Annotated in this window: 14 protein-coding genes and 1 tRNA gene; 9 read left to right on the forward strand and 6 right to left on the reverse strand. The window is 67.6% G+C overall.

Features of this window, described 5'->3' with window-relative positions:
* Positions 1–87: 87 nt before the first annotated feature.
* On the reverse strand, positions 88–1,635 hold the full coding sequence (locus EDF58_RS09940) for a catalase (protein ID WP_132264936.1): 1,548 nt from the start codon (positions 1,633–1,635) through the stop codon (positions 88–90).
* Between the two features lie 219 nt (positions 1,636–1,854).
* Here EDF58_RS09940 and EDF58_RS09945 point away from each other — a divergent pair, with 219 nt between their 5' ends.
* From EDF58_RS09945 to EDF58_RS09965, 5 genes are all read left to right on the forward strand, one after another.
* On the forward strand, positions 1,855–2,868 hold the full coding sequence (locus EDF58_RS09945; RefSeq protein ID WP_132264938.1) for a nitronate monooxygenase: 1,014 nt from the start codon (positions 1,855–1,857) through the stop codon (positions 2,866–2,868).
* 11 nt (positions 2,869–2,879) lie between these two features.
* On the forward strand, positions 2,880–3,734 hold the full coding sequence (gene purU / locus EDF58_RS09950) for a formyltetrahydrofolate deformylase (protein ID WP_132264940.1): 855 nt from the start codon (positions 2,880–2,882) through the stop codon (positions 3,732–3,734).
* A 135-nt stretch (positions 3,735–3,869) separates the two neighbouring features.
* Complete coding sequence (locus EDF58_RS09955) at positions 3,870–4,271, forward strand: VOC family protein (RefSeq protein WP_132264942.1); 402 nt, start codon at positions 3,870–3,872, stop codon at positions 4,269–4,271.
* A 98-nt stretch (positions 4,272–4,369) separates the two neighbouring features.
* Positions 4,370–5,245 carry a dienelactone hydrolase family protein gene (locus tag EDF58_RS09960; protein ID WP_132264944.1) on the forward strand — a complete coding sequence of 292 codons (876 nt, stop codon included), beginning with the start codon at positions 4,370–4,372 and terminating at the stop codon, positions 5,243–5,245.
* A gap of 127 nt (positions 5,246–5,372) precedes the next feature.
* Entirely contained in the window at positions 5,373–7,619 is a 2,247-nt protein-coding gene (locus EDF58_RS09965; RefSeq protein WP_132264946.1) for a PBP1A family penicillin-binding protein, read from the forward strand.
* Between the two features lie 271 nt (positions 7,620–7,890).
* Here the strand turns inward: EDF58_RS09965 and EDF58_RS09970 are convergent, their stop codons facing one another.
* The 3 genes from EDF58_RS09970 to EDF58_RS09980 form a co-directional block, all read right to left on the reverse strand.
* A complete protein-coding gene (locus tag EDF58_RS09970) occupies positions 7,891–9,423 on the reverse strand; it encodes a Do family serine endopeptidase (RefSeq protein WP_207912900.1) in 1,533 nt (510 codons plus the stop codon).
* Between the two features lie 125 nt (positions 9,424–9,548).
* On the reverse strand, positions 9,549–10,388 hold the full coding sequence (locus EDF58_RS09975) for a protease modulator HflC (protein ID WP_132264948.1): 840 nt from the start codon (positions 10,386–10,388) through the stop codon (positions 9,549–9,551).
* A complete protein-coding gene (locus tag EDF58_RS09980) occupies positions 10,388–11,665 on the reverse strand; it encodes a protease modulator HflK (RefSeq protein ID WP_132264950.1) in 1,278 nt (425 codons plus the stop codon). The genes EDF58_RS09975 and EDF58_RS09980 overlap by 1 nt, the downstream gene beginning before the upstream one ends.
* A gap of 152 nt (positions 11,666–11,817) precedes the next feature.
* Between EDF58_RS09980 and EDF58_RS09985 the strand changes: the two genes are divergently transcribed.
* From EDF58_RS09985 to EDF58_RS10000, 4 genes are all read left to right on the forward strand, one after another.
* Positions 11,818–12,786 carry an Mrp/NBP35 family ATP-binding protein gene (locus EDF58_RS09985; protein WP_132264952.1) on the forward strand — a complete coding sequence of 323 codons (969 nt, stop codon included), beginning with the start codon at positions 11,818–11,820 and terminating at the stop codon, positions 12,784–12,786.
* A 50-nt stretch (positions 12,787–12,836) separates the two neighbouring features.
* Complete coding sequence (locus tag EDF58_RS09990) at positions 12,837–15,101, forward strand: molybdopterin cofactor-binding domain-containing protein (RefSeq protein ID WP_243654161.1); 2,265 nt, start codon at positions 12,837–12,839, stop codon at positions 15,099–15,101.
* Entirely contained in the window at positions 15,101–16,129 is a 1,029-nt protein-coding gene (gene hemH, locus EDF58_RS09995) for a ferrochelatase (RefSeq protein ID WP_132264956.1), read from the forward strand. The genes EDF58_RS09990 and hemH overlap by 1 nt, the downstream gene beginning before the upstream one ends.
* Positions 16,130–16,214: 85 nt before the next feature.
* Positions 16,215–17,231 (forward strand): MarR family transcriptional regulator, encoded by a 1,017-nt coding sequence (locus EDF58_RS10000; RefSeq protein WP_132264958.1) that lies wholly within the window; start codon positions 16,215–16,217, stop codon positions 17,229–17,231.
* A 37-nt stretch (positions 17,232–17,268) separates the two neighbouring features.
* Here EDF58_RS10000 and EDF58_RS10005 read toward each other — a convergent pair.
* A tRNA-Thr gene (locus tag EDF58_RS10005) sits at positions 17,269–17,344 on the reverse strand.
* A gap of 93 nt (positions 17,345–17,437) precedes the next feature.
* Positions 17,438–19,198 carry a DUF885 domain-containing protein gene (locus EDF58_RS10010; RefSeq protein WP_132264960.1) on the reverse strand — a complete coding sequence of 587 codons (1,761 nt, stop codon included), beginning with the start codon at positions 19,196–19,198 and terminating at the stop codon, positions 17,438–17,440.

Below are 19,198 nucleotides of genomic sequence, written 5' to 3' on the forward strand. Positions count from 1 at the left end.
GAAGAAAGATCCCGCCCCCTCGGGGGAAAGGGGGCGGGATCGGGGCCGTCGCAGGGCCGGGCGGGGGAACGTGCGACGGCCGGGAGGTCAGTCGGCGGTTTCGGGTACCGGCGAAAGCGCGGGGTTCACGCTCATGCCCAGTGCCTTGGCGACGCCCAGGCCATAAGCCGGATGGCAGCGGGTGCAGTTGTCGATGTGCCGCTGCTTGATGAAGTCCGGCGCGTCGCCCATGGCGCGGGCGGTGTTGTCGAACAGGCGCTGCTTCTGGTCGGCGTCGATGAGTTCGAACAGGGCGCGTGGCTGGCTGTAGTAGTCATGATCGTCCTCACGGAAGTCCCAGAAGTCGGCCCAAGAACCGCCAGCGCCGTCGATCTTCATGGGCGGCTCGCGGAACTCGGGCTGGCCCTGCCACTGGCCGAACGAGTTCGGGTGGTAATGCGGCAGGCCGCCATAGTTGCCATCGACCCGGCCCTGGCCGTCGCGGTGGTTGGTGAAGACCGGGCAGCGCGCGGCGTTCACCGGAATCTGGTGGTGATTGACGCCAAGGCGGTACCGCTGCGCATCCGAATAGGCAAAGAGCCGCGCCTGGAGCATCTTGTCAGGCGAGACGCCGATGCCGGGGACGAGGTTCGAGGGCGAGAAGGCGCTCTGTTCCACATCGGCGAAGAAGTTGTCCGGGTTGCGGTTCAGCTCCATCATGCCGACTTCGATCAGCGGATAGGTCTTTTGCGACCAGACTTTGGTCAGGTCGAAGGGATGGAAGCCGCAAGTTGCCGCTTCTTCCTCGGCCATGATCTGGACCATGACCTTCCACTTCGGGAAATCCCCGCGCTCGATGGCGTCGTAGAGGTCGCGCTGGTTCGATTCGCGGTCTCCCGCCACCACTTCGGCCGCCTCGGCGTCGGTCAGGTGGGCGTGGCCCTGCTGGGTCTTGAAGTGGAACTTCACCCAGAACCGCTCGCCCGCCTCGTTATAGAACGAATACGTATGGCTCGAAAAACCGTCCATGTGACGGTAGCTCTTGGGAATGCCGCGGTCGCCCATGACGTAGGTGACCTGGTGGAACGCCTCGGGCAGCAGGGTCCAGAAGTCCCAGTTGTTGGTGGCGCTGCGCATGTTGGTGCGGGGGTCGCGCTTCACGGCCTTGTTGAGGTCGGGGAACTTGCGCGGATCGCGCACGAAGAACACCGGCGTGTTGTTGCCGACCATGTCCCAGTTGCCTTCCTCGGTGTAGAACTTCACCGCGAAACCGCGAATGTCGCGCTCGGCATCGGCCGCGCCGCGTTCGCCCGCCACGGTGGTGAAGCGCGCGAAGATCTCGGTCTGCTTGCCGGCTTCACCCAGGAACTTCGCGCGCGTGTACCTGGAAACGTCGCCGGTGACGGTGAACGTGCCGAAAGCGCCCGAGCCCTTGGCGTGCATGCGCCGTTCGGGGATCACTTCGCGGTTGAGGTTGGCCAGCTTCTCCAGCAGCCACACGTCCTGCATCAGCAACGGACCGCGCGGACCGGCGGTCAGCGAGTTGGAATTGTCCACCACGGGCGCGCCGAAGGCGGTGGTGAGGGGGGTAGGAGTGAGCGAGGTCTCGCCATGGGCAAAGGGGCACTTGCCGCCATTGGGTGGGGTCTCGGTCATGGTCTCACTCCTTGTCTCATCGAAATCGGGTCGATTTTCTCGGCTATGCGAAGGGCTTAACGCCTGCATGGAGATCGGTGAAACTATACGAAGATGTAAGTGTGATCGGTCCAGGCGATTAGTTAGAGGGAAGCGTGCATCGGCGGCGGCGCTTGTGCACGGCCTTCCGCCCATCTATGGCGCACGCTCATTATGGAATTGCCGGCTATGGGAGCATCGATGGCCACCTCAAAGACCTCCGCACTGATGACGCGCGGACGCGAATTCTTCGGCACCGAATATGCCATCCTGTGCGGCGCCATGTCCTGGGTGTCGGAGCGTAATCTCGTGTCGGCGATCAGCAATGCGGGCGGCTTCGGCGTGATCGCCTGCGGTGCGATGAACCCCGAACTCCTCGACAAGGAGATCGCGGCCACCCGCGCGCTGACCGACAAGCCCTTCGGCGTGAACCTCATCACCATGCACCCGCAGCTGTTCGACCTGATCGCGGTCTGCGCGAAGCACAAGGTCGGCCATGTCGTGCTGGCCGGCGGCATTCCGCCTAAGGGCAGCCTGGAAGCGATCAAGGAATCGGGCGCCAAGGTCATCTGCTTCGCGCCGACGCTGGCGCTGGGCAAGAAGCTGTTGCGCTCGGGCGCGGACGCCCTGGTGATCGAGGGCATGGAAGCTGGCGGCCACATCGGCCCGGTCTCCACTTCGGTGCTGGCGCAGGAAATCCTGCCGGCGCTGGCCGAGGAGCACCTGGTCTTCGTGGCGGGCGGCATCGGCCGCGGCGAGGCCATGGCCGGCTATCTGGAGATGGGCGCTTCGGGCGTCCAGCTTGGCACGCGCTTCGCCTGCGCGAGCGAATCCATCGCCCATCCGGCGTTCAAGAAGGCCTTCTTCCGCGCCTCTGCCCGCGACGCCGTGACCTCCGTCCAGGTCGACCCGCGCCTGCCGGTGATCCCGGTGCGCGCGCTCAAGAACAAGGGCACCGAGGAGTTCACCGCCAAGCAGATCGAAGTCGCCAAGCGCCTTGACGCCGGCGAGGTCGACATGGGCGAAGCCCAGCTGGCGATCGAGCACTTCTGGGCGGGCGCCCTGCGCCGTGCGGTGATCGACGGCGACGTCGAGAGCGGCTCGGTGATGGCCGGCCAGTCGGTGGGCATGGTCAGCAAGGAAGAGCCGGTGACGGAGATCATTGCCGCGCTGATGGCCGAGTCCGAGGCCGCGCTTTCCAACCGTTCCGCCTGAGGACCGGGTCGATGGCCGAACCGCTGATTTTGGCATTGTCTTGCGCCGACCGTCCGGGGATCGTCGCCCGCGTCACGGGCTACCTTGCCCAGACGGGCGGCAATATCATCGAGGCGCAGCAGTTCAACGACCTTGAAGAAGACAAGTTCTTCATGCGCGTGGCCTTCGATCCCGGCTCGGCCGACCGCGAGGCGTTCGGCGAGGGCTTCGGGGCGATTGCCCACGAATATGGCATGGCCTGGTCGATGACGCGCCGCGACCGGCCGCGCCGCGTGCTCCTGCTGGTCAGCAAGTTCGACCATTGCCTGGCCGACCTGCTCTATCGCCAGCGCATCGGCGAAATGCCGATGGAAGTGGTAGGGATCGTCTCCAACCACCCGCGCGAGGCGATCAATTCGCTGATGATCGGGGACTTCCCCTTCCATCACCTGCCGATCACGCGCGAAACCAAGGCCGAGCAGGAAGCACAGATCCGCGCGCTGGTGGAGGAAACCCGCGCTGAGCTGGTGGTGCTGGCGCGTTACATGCAGATCCTCTCGGACGAGATGGCCGCGTTCCTCTCTGGCCGGTGCATCAACATCCACCACTCGTTCCTGCCGGGCTTCAAGGGCGCCAAGCCCTATCACCAGGCCCATGCGCGCGGCGTGAAGATGATCGGCGCCACCGCGCACTACGTGACCGGCGATCTCGACGAAGGCCCGATCATCCACCAGGATGTCGAAGCCGTGACTCACGCGGACACGCCCGAGGACATGGTGCGCAAGGGCCGCGACATCGAGCGCCGCGTCCTGGCCGAGGCCGTGCGCCTGCACCTGGAGGACCGCGTGCTGCTGAACGGTTCCCGCACGGTGGTCTTCCGCAGCTGACCCTTGCGGCGGGGCCCGCATCGGCCGATGGTGTGTGCGTTTACGAGTCTTTGTCCGAAAATGCCCGAAGGGGCCTTTTCGTGGGCGGGTGCCGCCAAATTCGCTTTCGGCGAATTGAAACCAGGGAGAGCGGCCATGCCTGTCAGCGGCGTCGATCACGTCAATATCCTCACTGACGATCTCGAGAAGACGGCCTCGTTCTACGAGCAGGTTCTCGGCCTCACGCGGAGCGACAACCCCACGATCGCCATGGGCATCGCCGGTTACTGGATGCGCGACGGGCAGGGCAGCGCGATCGTTCACCTGGTCGACCGCACGACGGCCGGAGACCGCTACGAGGCCTATCGTCCCGGCCAGCCGACCAATGCGCTCCACCACTTTGCCCTGCGCTGCACCGGCTTTGCCGAGACTGCGGCGAAGATCGAGGAACTAGGCCTTGCCCACCGCGTGAGCGACCATCCGAAGCTGGGGCTGCGCCAGATATTCCTGGTCGATCCCAATGCGGTGAACCTGGAACTCAATTTCCCGGGCGATTGAATCTGTCCCGCCCGGCGTAGCAAATGCTCGCCTTCCCGGTCCCGGTTGGGTAGCCTTGCCGCAACAACCTGATTTTCCAAGGACCGGAGCGCCTTTCGATGTGCGATGACTTCACGGCCGAAGCTGAAGATGGCAACCTCGCGCGCCGGGGATTGAACCGGCGCGAGTTCGCGGCGCTTGGCGCCAGCGCCGCGCTGGCAGGCTGCAGCACCAGCATCATGAAGACTCATCCTGCCAATTCCGTGCAGGAGCGGATGGTCTCGATCACGACGGCGGACGGCGTGGCCGATGCCTTCTTCGTCCATCCCGCCAAGGGTAGCCACCCCGGCGTGATCATGTGGCCGGATATCGCCGGCCTGCGCGAAGCGAAGAAGATCATGGCCCGCACTCTGGCCGCGGAAGGCTATGCGGTCCTTGTCGTGAACCCCTATTACCGCGGAGAGCCCGCCCCGGTGTTCGAGAGCTTCGCCGCATTCCGCACCCCGGAAGGGCAGGCCAAAGTCGAGCCGCTGCGCGCCGCGCTGACGCCCGAGGCGATCTCCCGCGATGCCGCCGCCTATGTCGCCTTTCTCGACGAGCAGAAAGCCGTGGACCGCAAGCGCGGCATCGGCTCGAACGGGTACTGCATGGGCGGCCCGTTCACCGTGCGCGCGGCCGCGGCCGTGCCGACGCGCGTGCGGGCGGCCGCCTCTTTCCACGGGGCGGGGCTGGTGACCGACAAGGCGGACAGTCCGCATCGCCTTCTGGCGCGGACCCAAGCGTCGTTCCTCTTCGCCATCGCCCGCAACGACGATGCCAAGCAGCCGGCGCAGAAGTCCGAGCTGAAGCAGGCCGCCGCGGCCGCGAGCCGCCCGGCGGAAGTCGAAGTCTATCCAGCCGATCACGGCTGGTGCGTGCCCGATTCCCCGGCGTGGGACCCGGATGCCGCGGACAAGGCCTGGCAGCGGATGCTGGCGCTCTACGCCACGCTGTGAAGCGGCGGCTCCATGGGCGGATGTCCAGATCGTCATTTGCCCGTTAACGCCGGGTTACAATAGGCGCGTCCACGGTGTAGGAAGCGCTCGGGCCGCTTGGCCCGCTTAAGGGATTTGTACCTAGAAAATGGCCAATGATTCCGGCCGGCGCCGCTCCACCAGCGGGCCTTCCTCTTCTGCCAAGAAAAAACCCCTCTGGCGCCGAATCGTTCGCGGCGTGTTGATATGGGGCTGCGCGCTTGTCGTCCTGGGCGTGATATTCCTGGGCACCGCCGTCGTCTTCACGATGAGCGAGCTGCCGGAATACAACGCGCTCAAGAGCAGTCAGAACGGCCAGATGATCGTGGTCCGCGCGCGCGACGGCACCGAACTCGTCTCGCTCGGGCCGAGCTATGGCAAGTGGCTGAGCTACGACCAGATTCCCGAAGTGATGAAAGGCGCCATGATTTCCGTGGAAGACCGTCGCTTCCATGAACATATCGGCGTCGACGCGCTGGGACTGCTGCGCGCCGTCTATGTTTCGACCACGACCGGCGGCCGGGCCAAGGCAACCTCGACGATCACCCAGCAGCTGGCGCGCAACGTCTTCCTGAACAACAGCCGCTCCTTCACGCGCAAGGCGCGCGAAGCGGTGCTGGCGCTGGCGCTGGAGCGCAAGTTCAACAAGGACCAGATTCTCGAACTCTACCTCAACAAGGTCTATTTCGGCGGCGGGGCCTATGGCATCGACGCGGCCAGCCGCAAGTTCTTCGGCCACCCGGCCACCGAGCTTTCCACCGGCGAGGCGGCGATCATCGCCGGCCTGGTGAAGGCGCCCTCCAACTATTCGCCGACCGCGGATGTGGAAGCGGCGAAGGATCGCGGCGAAGTGGTGCTGGGCCTCATGGTCAAGAACGGCGCCATCAGCCAGAGCGAGGCAGACCAGGCCGACATCGCCGATGTGAAGGTGGTGAAGGAAAAGGGCCAGAATGCGGTCCGCTACTTCACGGACTGGGCGCTGCCCCAGCTCGACATGCTGCTGCCCGACACCAACGAGCCGATCGAGGTCTGGACCACGCTCGACCCGAAGATGCAGCAGGCCGCGACGAGCGCGATCACCGCCAATGCCCCCAAGGGCGCACAAGGCGCGCTGGTCAGCCTGGACCGCGACGGCGCGGTGCTGGCGATGGTCGGCGGCACGGACTACGTGAATTCGAACTATAACCGCGCCACCACCGCGCTGCGCCAGCCCGGCTCGGCGTGGAAGCTGTTCGTCTACCTTTCGGCGCTGGAAGCGGGCTACACCCCCGACGACCGCGTGGTGGACGAACCGGTGACGATCGACGGCTGGAGCCCGCAGAACGATGGCCGCAACTTTGCCGGCCAGATCGATATCCGCACCGCCTTCGCCTATTCGAAGAACACCGTGGCCGCGCAGCTCGGCAATGAAGTGGGCTTCGGCACCGTCGCCTCCATGGCGCGCCGCTTCGGCGTTACCACCCCGATCAACACCAAGCCGGCGATGGTCCTGGGCACGTCCGAGGTCCACGTCATCGACATGACCCGCGCCTTCGCGGCGATCTCGGCAGGCGGCACTTCGGTGGAGCCTTATGGCATCGTCAAGGTGACGGCAGCCTCGGGCGACGTGCTCTACGAACACAAGTCCGCGCGCGGACAAGTCCTGGTGCCGCCCAATGTCGCGGCGGGCATTACCGACCTGCTGCAGACCACGGTGGCCACCGGTACCGGCCGCGCCGCGCAGATCGGCCGTCCCGTGGCCGGCAAGACCGGCACCACCAGCTCGAACAAGGACGGCTGGTTCCTCGGCTTCTCCAGCGGGATCACCACCGGCGTATGGATGGGCCGTGACGATGCCCGTCCGGTGCCCGGCCTTTCGGGCGGCCATGCCCCGGCGCGCGCTTTCTCGGACTACATGAAGGTGGCGGTGGCCAAGCGTCCGGTCGAGCAGTTCCAGACGGAAGTGAAGCTTCCCGAATGGCAGCTCGAACCTGACGACGAAGCCATGCAGGGCAATCCCAACGACTATTACTACGTCGATGAGAACGGCAACATCGTGCGCCCGGAAGACGGCGCAGGCGGCCAGGTTCCGGGCGCGCCGGGACCGGATGGCCAGCCGCGCTACGAGGATGGCTCGGTAGGACCCGGCGCCGGCCCCGGCCAGCCGCAGATGCCGGACTACGGCCCCGGCCAGACCCCGCCGGCAGCGAACGAGGACTTCCTCGACCGCGCCACCGGCCGCTCGCGCAGCGACGATCCGGGGCTTCGTGCCGGGCAGGGCCTGGGCAATGCTCCGGGGCAGCGGCAGACGGCGCCCGGCGCGCGGCCCGTCCCCGCCGGCCCGCGGCCCACGGCGACCCGCACGCCGGGCGACTGACCCCGCTTCCCGTAAGAACGAAAGAGCCCGCCGCGCGTTTCGGCGGGCTTTTTTGTGGCTGCGATGTCTGCCCACCGGCTCAGGACATGTCGCTGGAAGGAAGATGGAGCGCGGGCCTCATAGAGCCTGCCATCCGCTGCAGCGTGCTCACCGGATCTTACGCTGCCCTTCCTTCCCCCGAACGAAGCGCCCGAAGGCTAACGCGTCCTGCCCAAGAAAAAGCCCGCCGGATCGCTCCGGCGGGCTTTTCTGTTTTCGGCGGGGCCGGGTCTCAGCGCAGGCGCACCGGGACGTAGGCGGCGGGCTGGCCGCGGGGCTGGACCCGCAGCAGGATCGCGCTGCGACCGTCGGCCTTGGCGGCCTTGATCGCGTTCTCCAGGTCCGCCTGGGTGGTCACCGGGGCATTGTTGGCCGAGAGGATGATGAAGCCGCGGGCAAAGCCCTTCTGGCCGGCATCCGAGCTGGGATCGACGCCGACGATCACCAGGCCGCGGGTGCCTTCCGCCGCGCCGATCTGGCGGGCGATCTGCGGCGTCAGCGGGGTGACCGAGAGACCCAGCGACTTCTGCACCGCGCTGTCGGCCTGCTTGGGCGAATTGCCCAGCGGATCGCTGTCCTGGTCGGTGCCCGGATCGAAGGTCTGCTGAAGCTCGTCGTCGGTCGGGCGCTTGGCGACGGTGGCGGTCACCGTCATGCGGCGGCCGTTGCGGATCAGCTCGACCGGGATGCGCGTGCCGGGCGCCGTGTTGGCGACCAGGAACGACAGCGTCTGGTCGCGGGTCACTTCCTTGCCATTCACCTTCACCACGACGTCACCCGCCTGGATGCCGGCCTTGGCGCCGGCACCATCGGGAACGACGCTCTGGATGAACTCGCCCTTGTTGTGTTCCAGGCCCATCGAATCCGCGAGGTCTTCGTTGAGCTGCTGGATCGTCACGCCGAGATAGCCACGTTCGATCGCCTGGCCCTTCATCAGCTTCTCGACGATGGGCGAGGCGATCTCGGCCGGGATCGCGAAGCCGATGCCGACGCTGCCGCCGGTGGGCGAGAAGATCGCGTTGTTGATGCCGATCACCTGGCCCTTCATGTCGAACATGGGGCCGCCCGAGTTGCCGCGGTTGATCGAGGCATCGGTCTGCAGGTAGCGGTCGTAGGCGCCGCCGGCGCCGGTGTTGCGATAGACGGCCGAGACGATGCCCGCCGTGACCGTGCCGCCCAGGCCGAAGGGATTGCCGATGGCGATCACCCAGTCACCCACGCGCGCCTTGGAGCTGTCTCCGAACTTGACGTAGGGCAGGGCCTTCGGGGCGGTGATCTTGAGCACGGCCAGGTCCGATGCGGCGTCCTTGCCGATCAGCTTGGCGGGATATTCCGTACCGTCAGGCATGATGACGGTGATGGATTCCACCTCGCCCTTGCCCTCGGCCGTGATCACGTGGTTGTTCGTGACGATGAAGCCGTCCGCCGACACGATGAAGCCCGAGCCGAGCGACTGCGCTTCACGCGTCTGCGGGGTGGATCCGCCACCGCCGCCGAACAGCCCCTCGAAAGGCGTGCCCGCGAAGGGGTTGGCGCCGCCGCCCGCCACCTGCACGCGCTGGCGCGTGGAGATGTTGACCACGGCAGGCTGAAGCTGCTCGGTCAGGTCGGCAAAGCTGTCCGGCGCGCCGGCGCGGGGCACCACGCGGGCCATCTGGCTGGCTTCGTTCTGGGCAACCTGGGCTCCGGCGGGGAAGCCTGTCACCAAAGTGGCGGTCGCGCCCCCCAGCAGGAGCGCTGTGGTCAGTCCATAAGCGTATCGCACGGGCTTCACGTCCTTTAATTCCTCCGTCTTGGCGGTGCAGCGTCACCATCCGCCGACTTGTTCCGATTGAACCTGTGAGAGCTTAACCGGGTTTGAATAGGCGGCCTTTCAGCGCTTCGCGCCGGTCAGGGTTCCCTGAAGTGGTTCAGATAGGCGTTGTCGGGCGAAAGCAGGATGGTCTTCCCGTTGTCGCCCTTGGCGAATGTCACCGAATAGCTCTGCATGGAGCGGTAGAAGTCGTAGAACTGCGGATCCTTGCCGAAGCTGTCGGCATAGATCTTGGAAGCCTGCGCTTCGGCTTCGGCCTGGATGATCTGGGCGTCCTTCTGGCCCTGCGCGGCGATCGTACGCGATTCCTCGGTACGGGCCGCCTGCATGCGGGTGAAGGCGCTTTCCAGCGCGCCCTCGGGAAGGTCAGCGCGCTTGATCCGCACGTCGACGACCTGGGCGCCATATTCGCGGGCCTCGCGGTCGAGCCCGTCGCGGATGTTCTCCATGGCCTTGCCGCGCTCGGCCGTGAGCAGCGATTCGAACGTGCGCTTGCCCAGTTCCTGGCGCAGGACCGAGGAAAGGATCGGCTCCAACTGCTGCGTGACGTTTTCGGTCGTGCCGGCGGTTTCGACCATCTTCACCGGATCGATGATGCGGTAGCGGGCATAAGCATCGACGTTCAGGCGGAGCTGGTCGGTGGAGAGCACCTGCTGCTGCTGCATGTCCACCGAGAGCAGGCGCTTGTCGATGCGGATCACGCGGTCGACGAGGGGGATGCGGAAATGCACGCCCGCCCCGGTCTGCCCGTAGTCGGCCTTGGGCTTGAAGGGGTTGTAGACGGTGATCGGCCGGCCGGTGCGAACCACCACGGCCTGCTCGGTTTCGGGCACCACGATCATGCTCATCATGAGCGCGACCACGGCCACGCCGCCCAGCATGAGGGGAAGCTTGAAGTCCTGCCAGAAGCTGTTCATCACTGGCCTCCCTTGGTGGCGGGGGTCGCGGAAGCGGCGGCAGGGCCGGCGGGCACGGTCACGACGGTTTCGTCGCTGGCAGGCGGACGGCGCCGGACTTCGGGAAGGGGAAGGTAGGACGTCATGTTCTTGGAATCGCTGACGACCACGTCGTTGTCGCGCAGCACGCCCTCCATCGTTTCGTAATACATGCGGCGGCGCGTCACTTCGGGCGCCAGCTTGTACTGTTCGTAGACCTTGTCGAACGAAGCCGCGGCGCCTTGCGCGCGGGCCAGGGTCTGCTGCGCCCAGGCGCGGGCCTTGGACCGGTCGCGGTCTGCTTCCTGCTGGGCGACGTTGACCTGGTCGAAGGCCTCGCGGGTCTTGGCCGGCGGATCGGCCTTCTTCACTTCCACACCCTGGATCGAGACGCCGGAGCGGTAATAGTCGAGGATGCGCTGGGTGCGTTCGCGCACGTCCTGCTCCACGGTGGCACGGCCGGCGCCCGAGAGCGCCTGGTTCAGCGTGACTTGCGCGATCGAGGCGCGCATCGCCGCTTCGGCCACTTCGCGCACCGTCTCTTCCGGGTCGGCGAGACGATAGCTGTAGTCCTTCAGGTTCTTGATGTTCCAGCGGACCAGGTAGCTGAGGTCGACCAGGTTCTTGTCGCTGGTCAGCATCAGCTTCTCGCCGTCGCCGTCGGGGATCGAATAGACCTTGAAGCTGCGCACGTCACTGACGTCCACGGCCTCGATCGGCCAGGGCAGGCTCAGCGAGAGGCCGGAATCGATGGTCCGCGAATAGCCGCCCAGCCGGGTGACGATACCCTGGTCCTTGGGGCCGAGCATGTGGACGCTGCTCATGGCCAGCAGAGCGACCACGGCCACGCCGATGCCGAGCGGCAGCCACGACTTGCCGTCGGCGCGGCGCGGAATGTTGGGAAAGCCGCCGCCGGGACCGAACCCGCCGCCGCCACCGCCGCTGGTGCGGCGCGGTTCACGCGGGCGGAATATGTCGTCGAGACCGGCGGAGCGACGCGGCGGGGTATCGCCGCTGGGAAGCCAGGGATTGCGCGGGCCCTTCTTGTCGGCCGGACGGTCGGATGGGCGGGGCGGGGTGTCGCCGCGCGGACCTTTCGCCGCTTCGCCGTCTTCAGGGGCGCCCTCATCGGAGCCGCCGTCGTGGCCTTCGCCGGAATTGCCGGCCGGACCGTCGCCGGATCCGCCTTCGGACCCCTCCCGCGGGCCGTCGCCCGAGTTCCCGCCGTCACCGCCCCAGGGGCTTTGACGCCCGCTCATGGCAAGACCTTCGGGCGAGATTGCATCACCAATAGCTTTCATGCCCTTATCTATAGGTGCGCTATTCGCACAAAAACAGTGCCTCTCTTGCCCTTTTTCGCCCAGTGCTCCACCTGAACCGCAAATTCCCCCAAGCTTTGGAAAAGGATGAGATGACAAGTCCGGACGCCGATCGACTGAAAGCGCTCCTGCCGGCGGAGGTCGCCCAACGCGTCCAGTCGCTGCGGCTGGCCGAGGGCACGGCCAGCGTCGTGATCGATGCCACCGGCCTTTCGGTGCAGGACCGTGCCGGGCTGGAAGCCCGCGTCGCAGAGGCGCTGCAGGGCGCTCCCGGCGTTGCCGACGTGCGCGTGGCGGTGATGGCGGACAAACCCTCGCGGCGCATCCTGGCGGTGGGATCGGGCAAGGGCGGGGTCGGCAAGTCCACCCTGGCCGCCAACCTCGCGGTCGCGCTGTCCCGCATGGGCCGCAAGGTCGGCCTGGTGGACGCGGATATCTACGGTCCTTCGCAGGCCCGGTTGCTCGGCACCGAGGGGCAGCGGCCCGTGGCCCATGAAAGCCGGCTGGTGCCGGTGGCCAGCGCGTTCGGCGTGCCGGTGCTGTCGATGGCCAATCTGCTGGAGCCCGGCCAGGCGATCGCCTGGCGCGGGCCGATGGTGGCCGGGGCGCTGACCCAATTGCTGGAAGGCCACTGGGACAATGCCGAGATCGTCGTCGTCGACCTGCCGCCCGGCACCGGCGACGTCCAACTGACGATGCTGCAGAAGTTCAAGCCCGCCGGCGCGGTGATCGTCTCTACGCCGCAGGACTTGGCCCTGATGGACGCGACCCGCGCGATCGAGCTGTTCGAAAAGAGCGGCGTGCCCATCGTCGGGGTGGTGGAGAACATGGCGGGCTATGCCTGCCCCCATTGCGGAGAAGTGAGCGATCCCTTCGGTGCGGGCGGGGCCGAGGCGGCCGCGCGGGACATGGGCCAGGCTTTCCTGGGCCGCATCCCGCTCGACATCGTCATCCGCCGCGACAGCGATGCAGGCACGCCCCCGGCCGCCGGAAACGGACCGCAGGCGGAGGCGTTCGCCGCGCTTGCCGCGCGCGTTTCGGATTGGCTGGACAGCCACTGATGGACGGGCCGCGCCTCTCTGTTTCCGGGGGGCATGCTTCTGAGCGCTCAGTGTCCGGCGCGCGGATCTCGCGCCGGGGGATCCTGATTGGCGCGCTCGCGGGCGGCGGGCTGGCGGTGGGCTACCTGCTGCGCCCCCGCCGCTTTCCGCTGCCGCTCGAACCCGGCCGCGACGAATATGCCTTTGGCGCCTGGATCAAGATCGCGGCGGACGGCGTGGTCAGCGTGGCGGTGCCGCAAGTGGAGATGGGGCAGGGTGTCACGACGCTGCTGCCGCAGATCGTCGCGCACGAACTCGGCGCGGACTGGCGGCAGGTGGCGGTCGAACCCGCGCCGGTCAGCGCGCTTTATGCCAATGCCGTGCTGGCCGCGAAGTGGGCACCCTTGTGGATGCCCGCCATGCCCGGGCTGGCCGAAGCGCCGGACAGCTTCGCCGCGCGCCGCTGGGCCGAGGATCACCGCTTCAATGCCACGGCAGACGGTACCGCGGTCGCCGCCTATGAAGGCCCCGCCCGCGCCGCTGCCGCTTCGGCCCGCGCCTTGCTGGTCCAGGCCGCTGCCGCGCGCTGGAACGTCGCGCCCGAGGCGTGCGAAGTGTCCGGTGGCCTCGTCCTGCACGAGGGCAAGCGTCTGAATTTCGGACCATTGGCAGCGGAAGCGGCGACTTTCTCGCCGCCCGACCCGCCCCCGCTGCGGGCCGAGGCCATGGCCGAGAAGCCCGGCGAATTCCTGCCCGGCGCCCCCTTGCGCTACCCGCGGCTCGACCTTCCCTCGAAAGTGGACGGATCGTGGACTTTCGCCGGCGACGTCCGCCTGCCGGACATGGTCCGCGCCGCGATCCGTCAGGCGCCGATCGGCAAGGCGAGCCTCTCGGGCCTGGACGATGGCGCGGGCAAGGACCTGCACGGCTTCCTCCGTTTCGTCAAAGGGCCGGACTGGGTGGCGGCGCTGGCCGAGGACTGGTGGACGGCCGAAACGGCGCTGACCCGTGCCAGCCCCCGTTTTCGCGTCGCCCGGGGCAGCGACAGCGGCGATGTCGACAGTGCGTTGGACGAGGCGATGGCGATGGGCTCGCCCAACCGCCTCCATATGGTGGGCGATGCGGACGCCATCGCGGGCGCGCTGCCGGTCCAGATCCGCTACGAGGTCGCTCCCGCCGTCCATGCCACGATCGAGACGGCCAGCGCGACCGCGCGCTACGAGAATGGGCGCCTGGAACTCTGGATCGGCACTCAGGCGCCTGAGGCCGCCCGCGTGGCTGCGGCCAGTGCGCTGGGTCTGCAGGCGGTCGATGTCGTGCTCTATCCGATGCCGATCGGCGGCAGTTTCGACCGGCGCCTGGAATGCGCCCATGCCGCGCAAGTCGCGGTTCTGGCCCGCGAGGCCGGGCGGCCGGTTCAGCTTACTTTCTCGCGGCGGCAGGAGCATTTCACCACCTTGCCGCGGGCGCCGGCCGTTGCGGTCATGGCTGCCCGCCCCGATGCGGAAGGGCGGCCGACCGGCTGGCGCGCAAGGATCGCCGCGCCGGCCACGGCGCGCGCGTTCGGTCGGCGCTTCTTCTCGGGAGAGTCCGCGTTCGATGCGCTGGACGCCGTGGCCGAGGCTGCCGATCCGATGGCGGTGGAAGGGGCGGTTCCGGCCTATGCGGTACCGAACCTGGCCGTCGACCACATTCCGGCCGCGATCGACCTGCCGACCGGCCGGATGCGCGGCAACGCCCATGGCTACACCGCGTTCTTCAACGAGAGCTTCGTGGACGAACTGGCGCACCGGGCCGGGCGCGAGCCGCTGTCGTTCCGCATGGCGATGCTGGGGCATGACCCGCGCCTGGCCGAATGCCTCCAGCGCGCGGCGGGCCTGGCGCAGTGGGGCGGCGGCGGGGACAACAGCGGGCAGGGCATTGCCTGCCACGTCATCGGCGAGGGCCGGATCGCAGTGGTCGCCAGCGCCCGGCGCGACGAGAACGGCGTGCGCGTGGACCGGCTGAGCGCCGTGGCGGACATCGGCCGCATCGTGAACTACGATGTGGCCCGCCAACAGGTCGAGGGCGGGCTCGTCTTCGGCCTGGGCCTCGCGCTGGGATGCAGCCCGAACTACGCGGGCGGCCGGCCCGATGGGGAGCGCCTCTCCGACCTTGCCTTGCCGACCCTTGCCGATTGCCCGGCGATCGAGGTCGACTTCATCGAGAGCACGGAAGACCCCGCCGATCCGGGCGAACTGGGGGTTGCCGTGGTTGCCCCTGCGGTGGCCAATGCTCTCTTTTCGGCGACGGGGCTCCGCTTCCGCCGCCTTCCGCTCTTTGCCGAGGATATGTAATGGCCACCAGAGACCGGCAATCGGCCGAACCGCGCCGCGCCGAACAGGCCGATGGCGGGATCGGCGTGCTCCTCGTGAACCTCGGCACGCCGGATGCGCCCACTGCCCCGGCGGTGCGGCGCTACCTGGCCGAATTCCTGTCCGATCCGCGCGTCGTGGAGATTCCGGCCATCGCCTGGAAGCCGATCCTCCACGGCATCGTCCTGCGCACCCGTCCGGCCAAGTCCGCCCATGCCTATCAGCAGGTCTGGACTGCCGACGGCTCCCCGCTGGCCGCGATCACCCGGGCCCAGGCCGGGCGGTTGCAGGAGCGGCTGGGTGCGCGCGCGCGCGTGGACTGGGCCATGCGCTACGGCAATCCGTCCTTGCCCTCGCGGCTTGAGGCGATGACGCAGGCCGGCTGCGAGCGCATCCTGATCGCGCCGCTCTATCCGCAATATTCCGGTGCGACCACGGCCTCGGTCATGGACAAGCTGAGCGAGGCGCTGGGCACGATGCGGGCGCAGCCCGCGATCCGCACCCTGCCGCCCTATTTCGACGACCCCGCCTATATCGATGCCCTGGAGGCCGACCTGCTGGGCCAGGTGGAGGCGTTGGACTTCCGGCCCGAAGTGCTGTTGCTCTCTTTCCATGGCATGCCGCAGCGCACGGCCGACCTGGGCGATCCATACTATCCGCACTGCCTCGAAACCGCCCGCCTGCTGACCGAGCGCCTGGCCCGGCGCCGTCCGGACTTGCGGATCGAGACGAGCTTCCAGTCCCGCTTCGGCCGCGCCCGGTGGCTGGAACCCTCGACCGAAGACGTGCTGGCGGCCGAGGCGAAGGCCGGAACACGGCGCCTTGCGATAGCAGCGCCCGGCTTTTCGGCAGACTGCGTGGAAACGCTGGAGGAACTGGCGATTCGCGGGCGCGAAGTCTTCGAGGAAGCGGGTGGGGAGACGATGGCCGTGCTCGGCTGCCTGAACGACGGGGCCGCGGGCATGGACATGCTCGAAGCCCTCGTCAGGCGCGAGCTATCCGGCTGGTAACAAGGATTTAACCTTAGTTCGCGTTGACTCCCCCGGGCTTCGACCTACCCGTTGTCGGCAGGTTTCGGAGCGGGGGCGAACGAAGATGCGGGATAGGGACTTCGCCGATTTCACCTATGGCGGGCAGCAGGACGCATCCGGCGGCCGGGCGGTCTCGCTGGCGATCTTCGCGGACCGACCGCATCTGCGCGCGACCATGCGCGAGGATGCCGTGGGTGCCGGGCTCGATGTTGCCGTGGCCGCCCCTCTCGATGCGCTTTTCGGCAATGCAGGAAAGCCGCAGGCCGACGTGGTCCTGCTCGATTGTCCCCTGGTCGATGCCGCTACGATGGCGGCGCTCGCCCGGCTGGACATGCAGGCGGCCGGCGGGGGTACGCGGCTGATCGTCTCGACCTCGGTGGACGCGCTCGACGACGTCTTCGCCTGCATGGACATGTCGGCGCCCCTGCTGCTGGTCGATCCCAACCGCGCCGAGCGGGTGATCGCGCTGGGGCAGGTCCTGGCCGGTTTTCCCGCCGCGCGCCTGAGGGAACTGTCCGAAGACGACAGGCTGATGCTGCTGCGCCTTACCGAACAAGTCGGCCAGATCGCCGGTCATATCGACCGCCTGGCCCCGCGCGAGGCCGAATCGCCTTTCGCGAGATCGTCCGGTTCCGCGGGCGCCGTCACCGCGCCGCGCGGCGCGGCGCCGTCAGGCCAATCACCGCGCGACATGGCGGCAGGACGCGCGATCCCCCTTGCCGGCACGGCGGCGCTGCCCGAGGCCCGGTCGATCCGCCGCGTGATCCGCCAGCGCCAGCTGCGTTCGCGATTCATCGACGGCGAGTTCTTCGCGGACCCCGCCTGGGACATGCTGCTCGATCTCGCGGCGGCGCGGGTGGAGGGCAAGCAAGTCTCCGTCACCTCGCTCTGCATCGCCTCGGGCGTTCCGCCAACTACGGCGCTGCGCTGGATCGGGGCGCTCGTCCAGGCCAACCTGTTCCAGCGCGTCTGCGACGAAAACGACCGCCGCCGCGCCTTCATCGAACTCACGGGCGATGCCGCAGACCGCCTGGCCGCCTACTTCGGCGAGATCGCCTCGATGGGCGCGCTCCCGGTCTGAAGCCGCGGCTTTCGTTGTTTCGAAGGATGTCGGGAAGTGGTGCCGGCTACAGGATTCGAACCCGTGGCCCCCTGATTACAAATCAGGTGCTCTACCAACTGAGCTAAGCCGGCCCGGCGCATCGGCATGGGCGATGCGCGCGACAAGTCCGGCGCCCTTACCGCGAGGGAGGGGCGCCGGTCCAGTTGCTTTTATGAAATATCCGCTCAGAAAATCGCGTGGGGCGCATCTTCCTGCATCATCGCCTGCCGCACGAGGGGGATCGGCGGGCCGCCGTGGCTCAGGAACTGGTCGTGGAACGGCTTCCAGGCCGCGCGGCCACCGCGCGAGGCGGTCCAGTCGTCGCGCAGCTTGCGGATCATCAGCTTGCCCAGCGTATAGTTGAGATAGGCCGGATCGTAAGTGCCGCGCGCGGCCTGCTGCTCGGCCGTGCCTTCGTCCTGATAGCACTCGTCCATGAACATGCGCTTGGACTGTTCCTGCGTCATGCCGCGCGCGTGGAGACCGATGGCCGAGAGGTAGCGGCAGTTACGCAGCAGCGCGTTCGACAGCTGGCCGACATGGACGCCGGCATCACCGTTGCCCAGGCCCGCGTCCCACATCATTTCCTCGGCATAGTGCGCCCAGCCTTCGGCATAGGCGTAGCCCACCCAGAGGCGGCCCACCCAGGAGGGCGAGCGGTTCGAGTGGAGGAATTGCAGGAAGTGGCCGGGCATGACTTCGTGCACCGAAGTGAACAGCAGGTCATTCTTGCCGGGGATGTAGTCCTGTTGCATCTGCTGCGACCACGCAGGGTCCGGCGGCGAGATGTAGTAGACCGAGGAAATGCCCTTCTCCAGCGGCCCGGCGGGATCGATATAGGCCGAGTTCTGGCGGTTGTAGGGCGGGCTTTCCTCCACCAGCGCCTGTTCGGTGCCGGGGATCGTGGCGATGTCATGCTGGCGCACGAAAGCGGTCAGTTCCGGGATCTGCAGGCGCGCGGCGGCGACGGGGCCGCCTTCCGGCTTGTCGGCGCGCATCTTGTCGAAGCAGGCCTGGATGTCCTTGCCGGGGGCATATTCGGCGCAAGCGGCCTTGAGCAGGTCCTGGTTGCGCTTGAGGTCGGCGCGGCCCACGGCTTCCAACTCGCTGAGCGGGGCATCGACGGCCTCGGTGGCGGCGAGCATGCGCGAGAAGCGCTCAGCCCCCATCGCGAAGTCCTGGGTGGGCGTGGCCTTGCCGAGCCAGTCGGAAAGGTCCTGCATGGCCTTGGCCGCGCTTTCCGAGCTGGCCTTGAACTCGGCCTGGAGCGCGGCGTCCTTCACATCGGCAAAAGCGGTGCGGGCGTCGCCGCGGTAATATTCCGCAAAGCCCGAGAAGCCCGCAGTGCCGAGCTTGATGAAGCTGGCGGGCATCGCCGTCTTCAGGTTGCCGCGGATCTGCGCGGCGGCGGTGGGCACGGCCTTGAAGAAGGCGATCATGGCCTTCATGCGCGTCGGCTTGTCGGCATAGGCGCGGCTGACGTAGACGTTCGGGTCGAGGCCGTTCTCGATGTAGAAGCCGGGATTGTTGTGCGGCTTGTCGGCGTCTTCCAGCCAGAACAGCTGGCCCTTGGCGACTTGCACCAGGTAGTCGCGCTCGAAGCGGTCTTCGGCGGAAAGGCTGGCGAAGGCGCCGGCATCGGCGATCACCTTCTTCAGGAATGCCCCGCGCGCCTTGAGCCCGGCGGGGCTCCAGTCGGGCAGCTTGCCGTCGAACTGGTGCGCGCCCTGATAGACCGCGAAGGAGGGATCCTGCGCCATCCAGCTCTCTATCGTCCGGTTCACGAAGCTCTTCCACGGCGTGGCCGGCTTGCCGAGCGCGACCGATACCGGGGTGGCGGCGGGAGCGGATGGGGGAGCGGATTTGGGCGCGGGGGCCGCATTCGAGACGTGTGCTCCCAGACCGAGAGCAAGGCAGGCGATCCCCGCCAGCAGTGCATGTTTCAT

Source organism: Novosphingobium sp. PhB57 (assembly GCF_004342985.1).
Lineage (GTDB): Bacteria > Pseudomonadota > Alphaproteobacteria > Sphingomonadales > Sphingomonadaceae > Novosphingobium.

What these genes read in the sequence shown, in the direction of transcription:
- EDF58_RS09940 (WP_132264936.1), bottom strand. Translation starts at nt 1,635, where the DNA reads ATGACCGAGACCCCACCCAATGGCGGCAAGTGCCCCTTTGCCCATGGC.
- EDF58_RS09945 (WP_132264938.1), top strand. Translation starts at nt 1,855, where the DNA reads ATGGCCACCTCAAAGACCTCCGCACTGATGACGCGCGGACGCGAATTC.
- purU (WP_132264940.1), top strand. Translation starts at nt 2,880, where the DNA reads ATGGCCGAACCGCTGATTTTGGCATTGTCTTGCGCCGACCGTCCGGGG.
- EDF58_RS09955 (WP_132264942.1), top strand. Translation starts at nt 3,870, where the DNA reads ATGCCTGTCAGCGGCGTCGATCACGTCAATATCCTCACTGACGATCTC.
- EDF58_RS09960 (WP_132264944.1), top strand. Translation starts at nt 4,370, where the DNA reads ATGTGCGATGACTTCACGGCCGAAGCTGAAGATGGCAACCTCGCGCGC.
- EDF58_RS09965 (WP_132264946.1), top strand. Translation starts at nt 5,373, where the DNA reads ATGGCCAATGATTCCGGCCGGCGCCGCTCCACCAGCGGGCCTTCCTCT.
- EDF58_RS09975 (WP_132264948.1), bottom strand. Translation starts at nt 10,388, where the DNA reads ATGAACAGCTTCTGGCAGGACTTCAAGCTTCCCCTCATGCTGGGCGGC.
- EDF58_RS09980 (WP_132264950.1), bottom strand. Translation starts at nt 11,665, where the DNA reads ATGAGCGGGCGTCAAAGCCCCTGGGGCGGTGACGGCGGGAACTCGGGC.
- EDF58_RS09985 (WP_132264952.1), top strand. Translation starts at nt 11,818, where the DNA reads ATGACAAGTCCGGACGCCGATCGACTGAAAGCGCTCCTGCCGGCGGAG.
- hemH (WP_132264956.1), top strand. Translation starts at nt 15,101, where the DNA reads ATGGCCACCAGAGACCGGCAATCGGCCGAACCGCGCCGCGCCGAACAG.
- EDF58_RS10000 (WP_132264958.1), top strand. Translation starts at nt 16,215, where the DNA reads ATGCGGGATAGGGACTTCGCCGATTTCACCTATGGCGGGCAGCAGGAC.
- EDF58_RS10010 (WP_132264960.1), bottom strand. Translation starts at nt 19,198, where the DNA reads ATGAAACATGCACTGCTGGCGGGGATCGCCTGCCTTGCTCTCGGTCTG.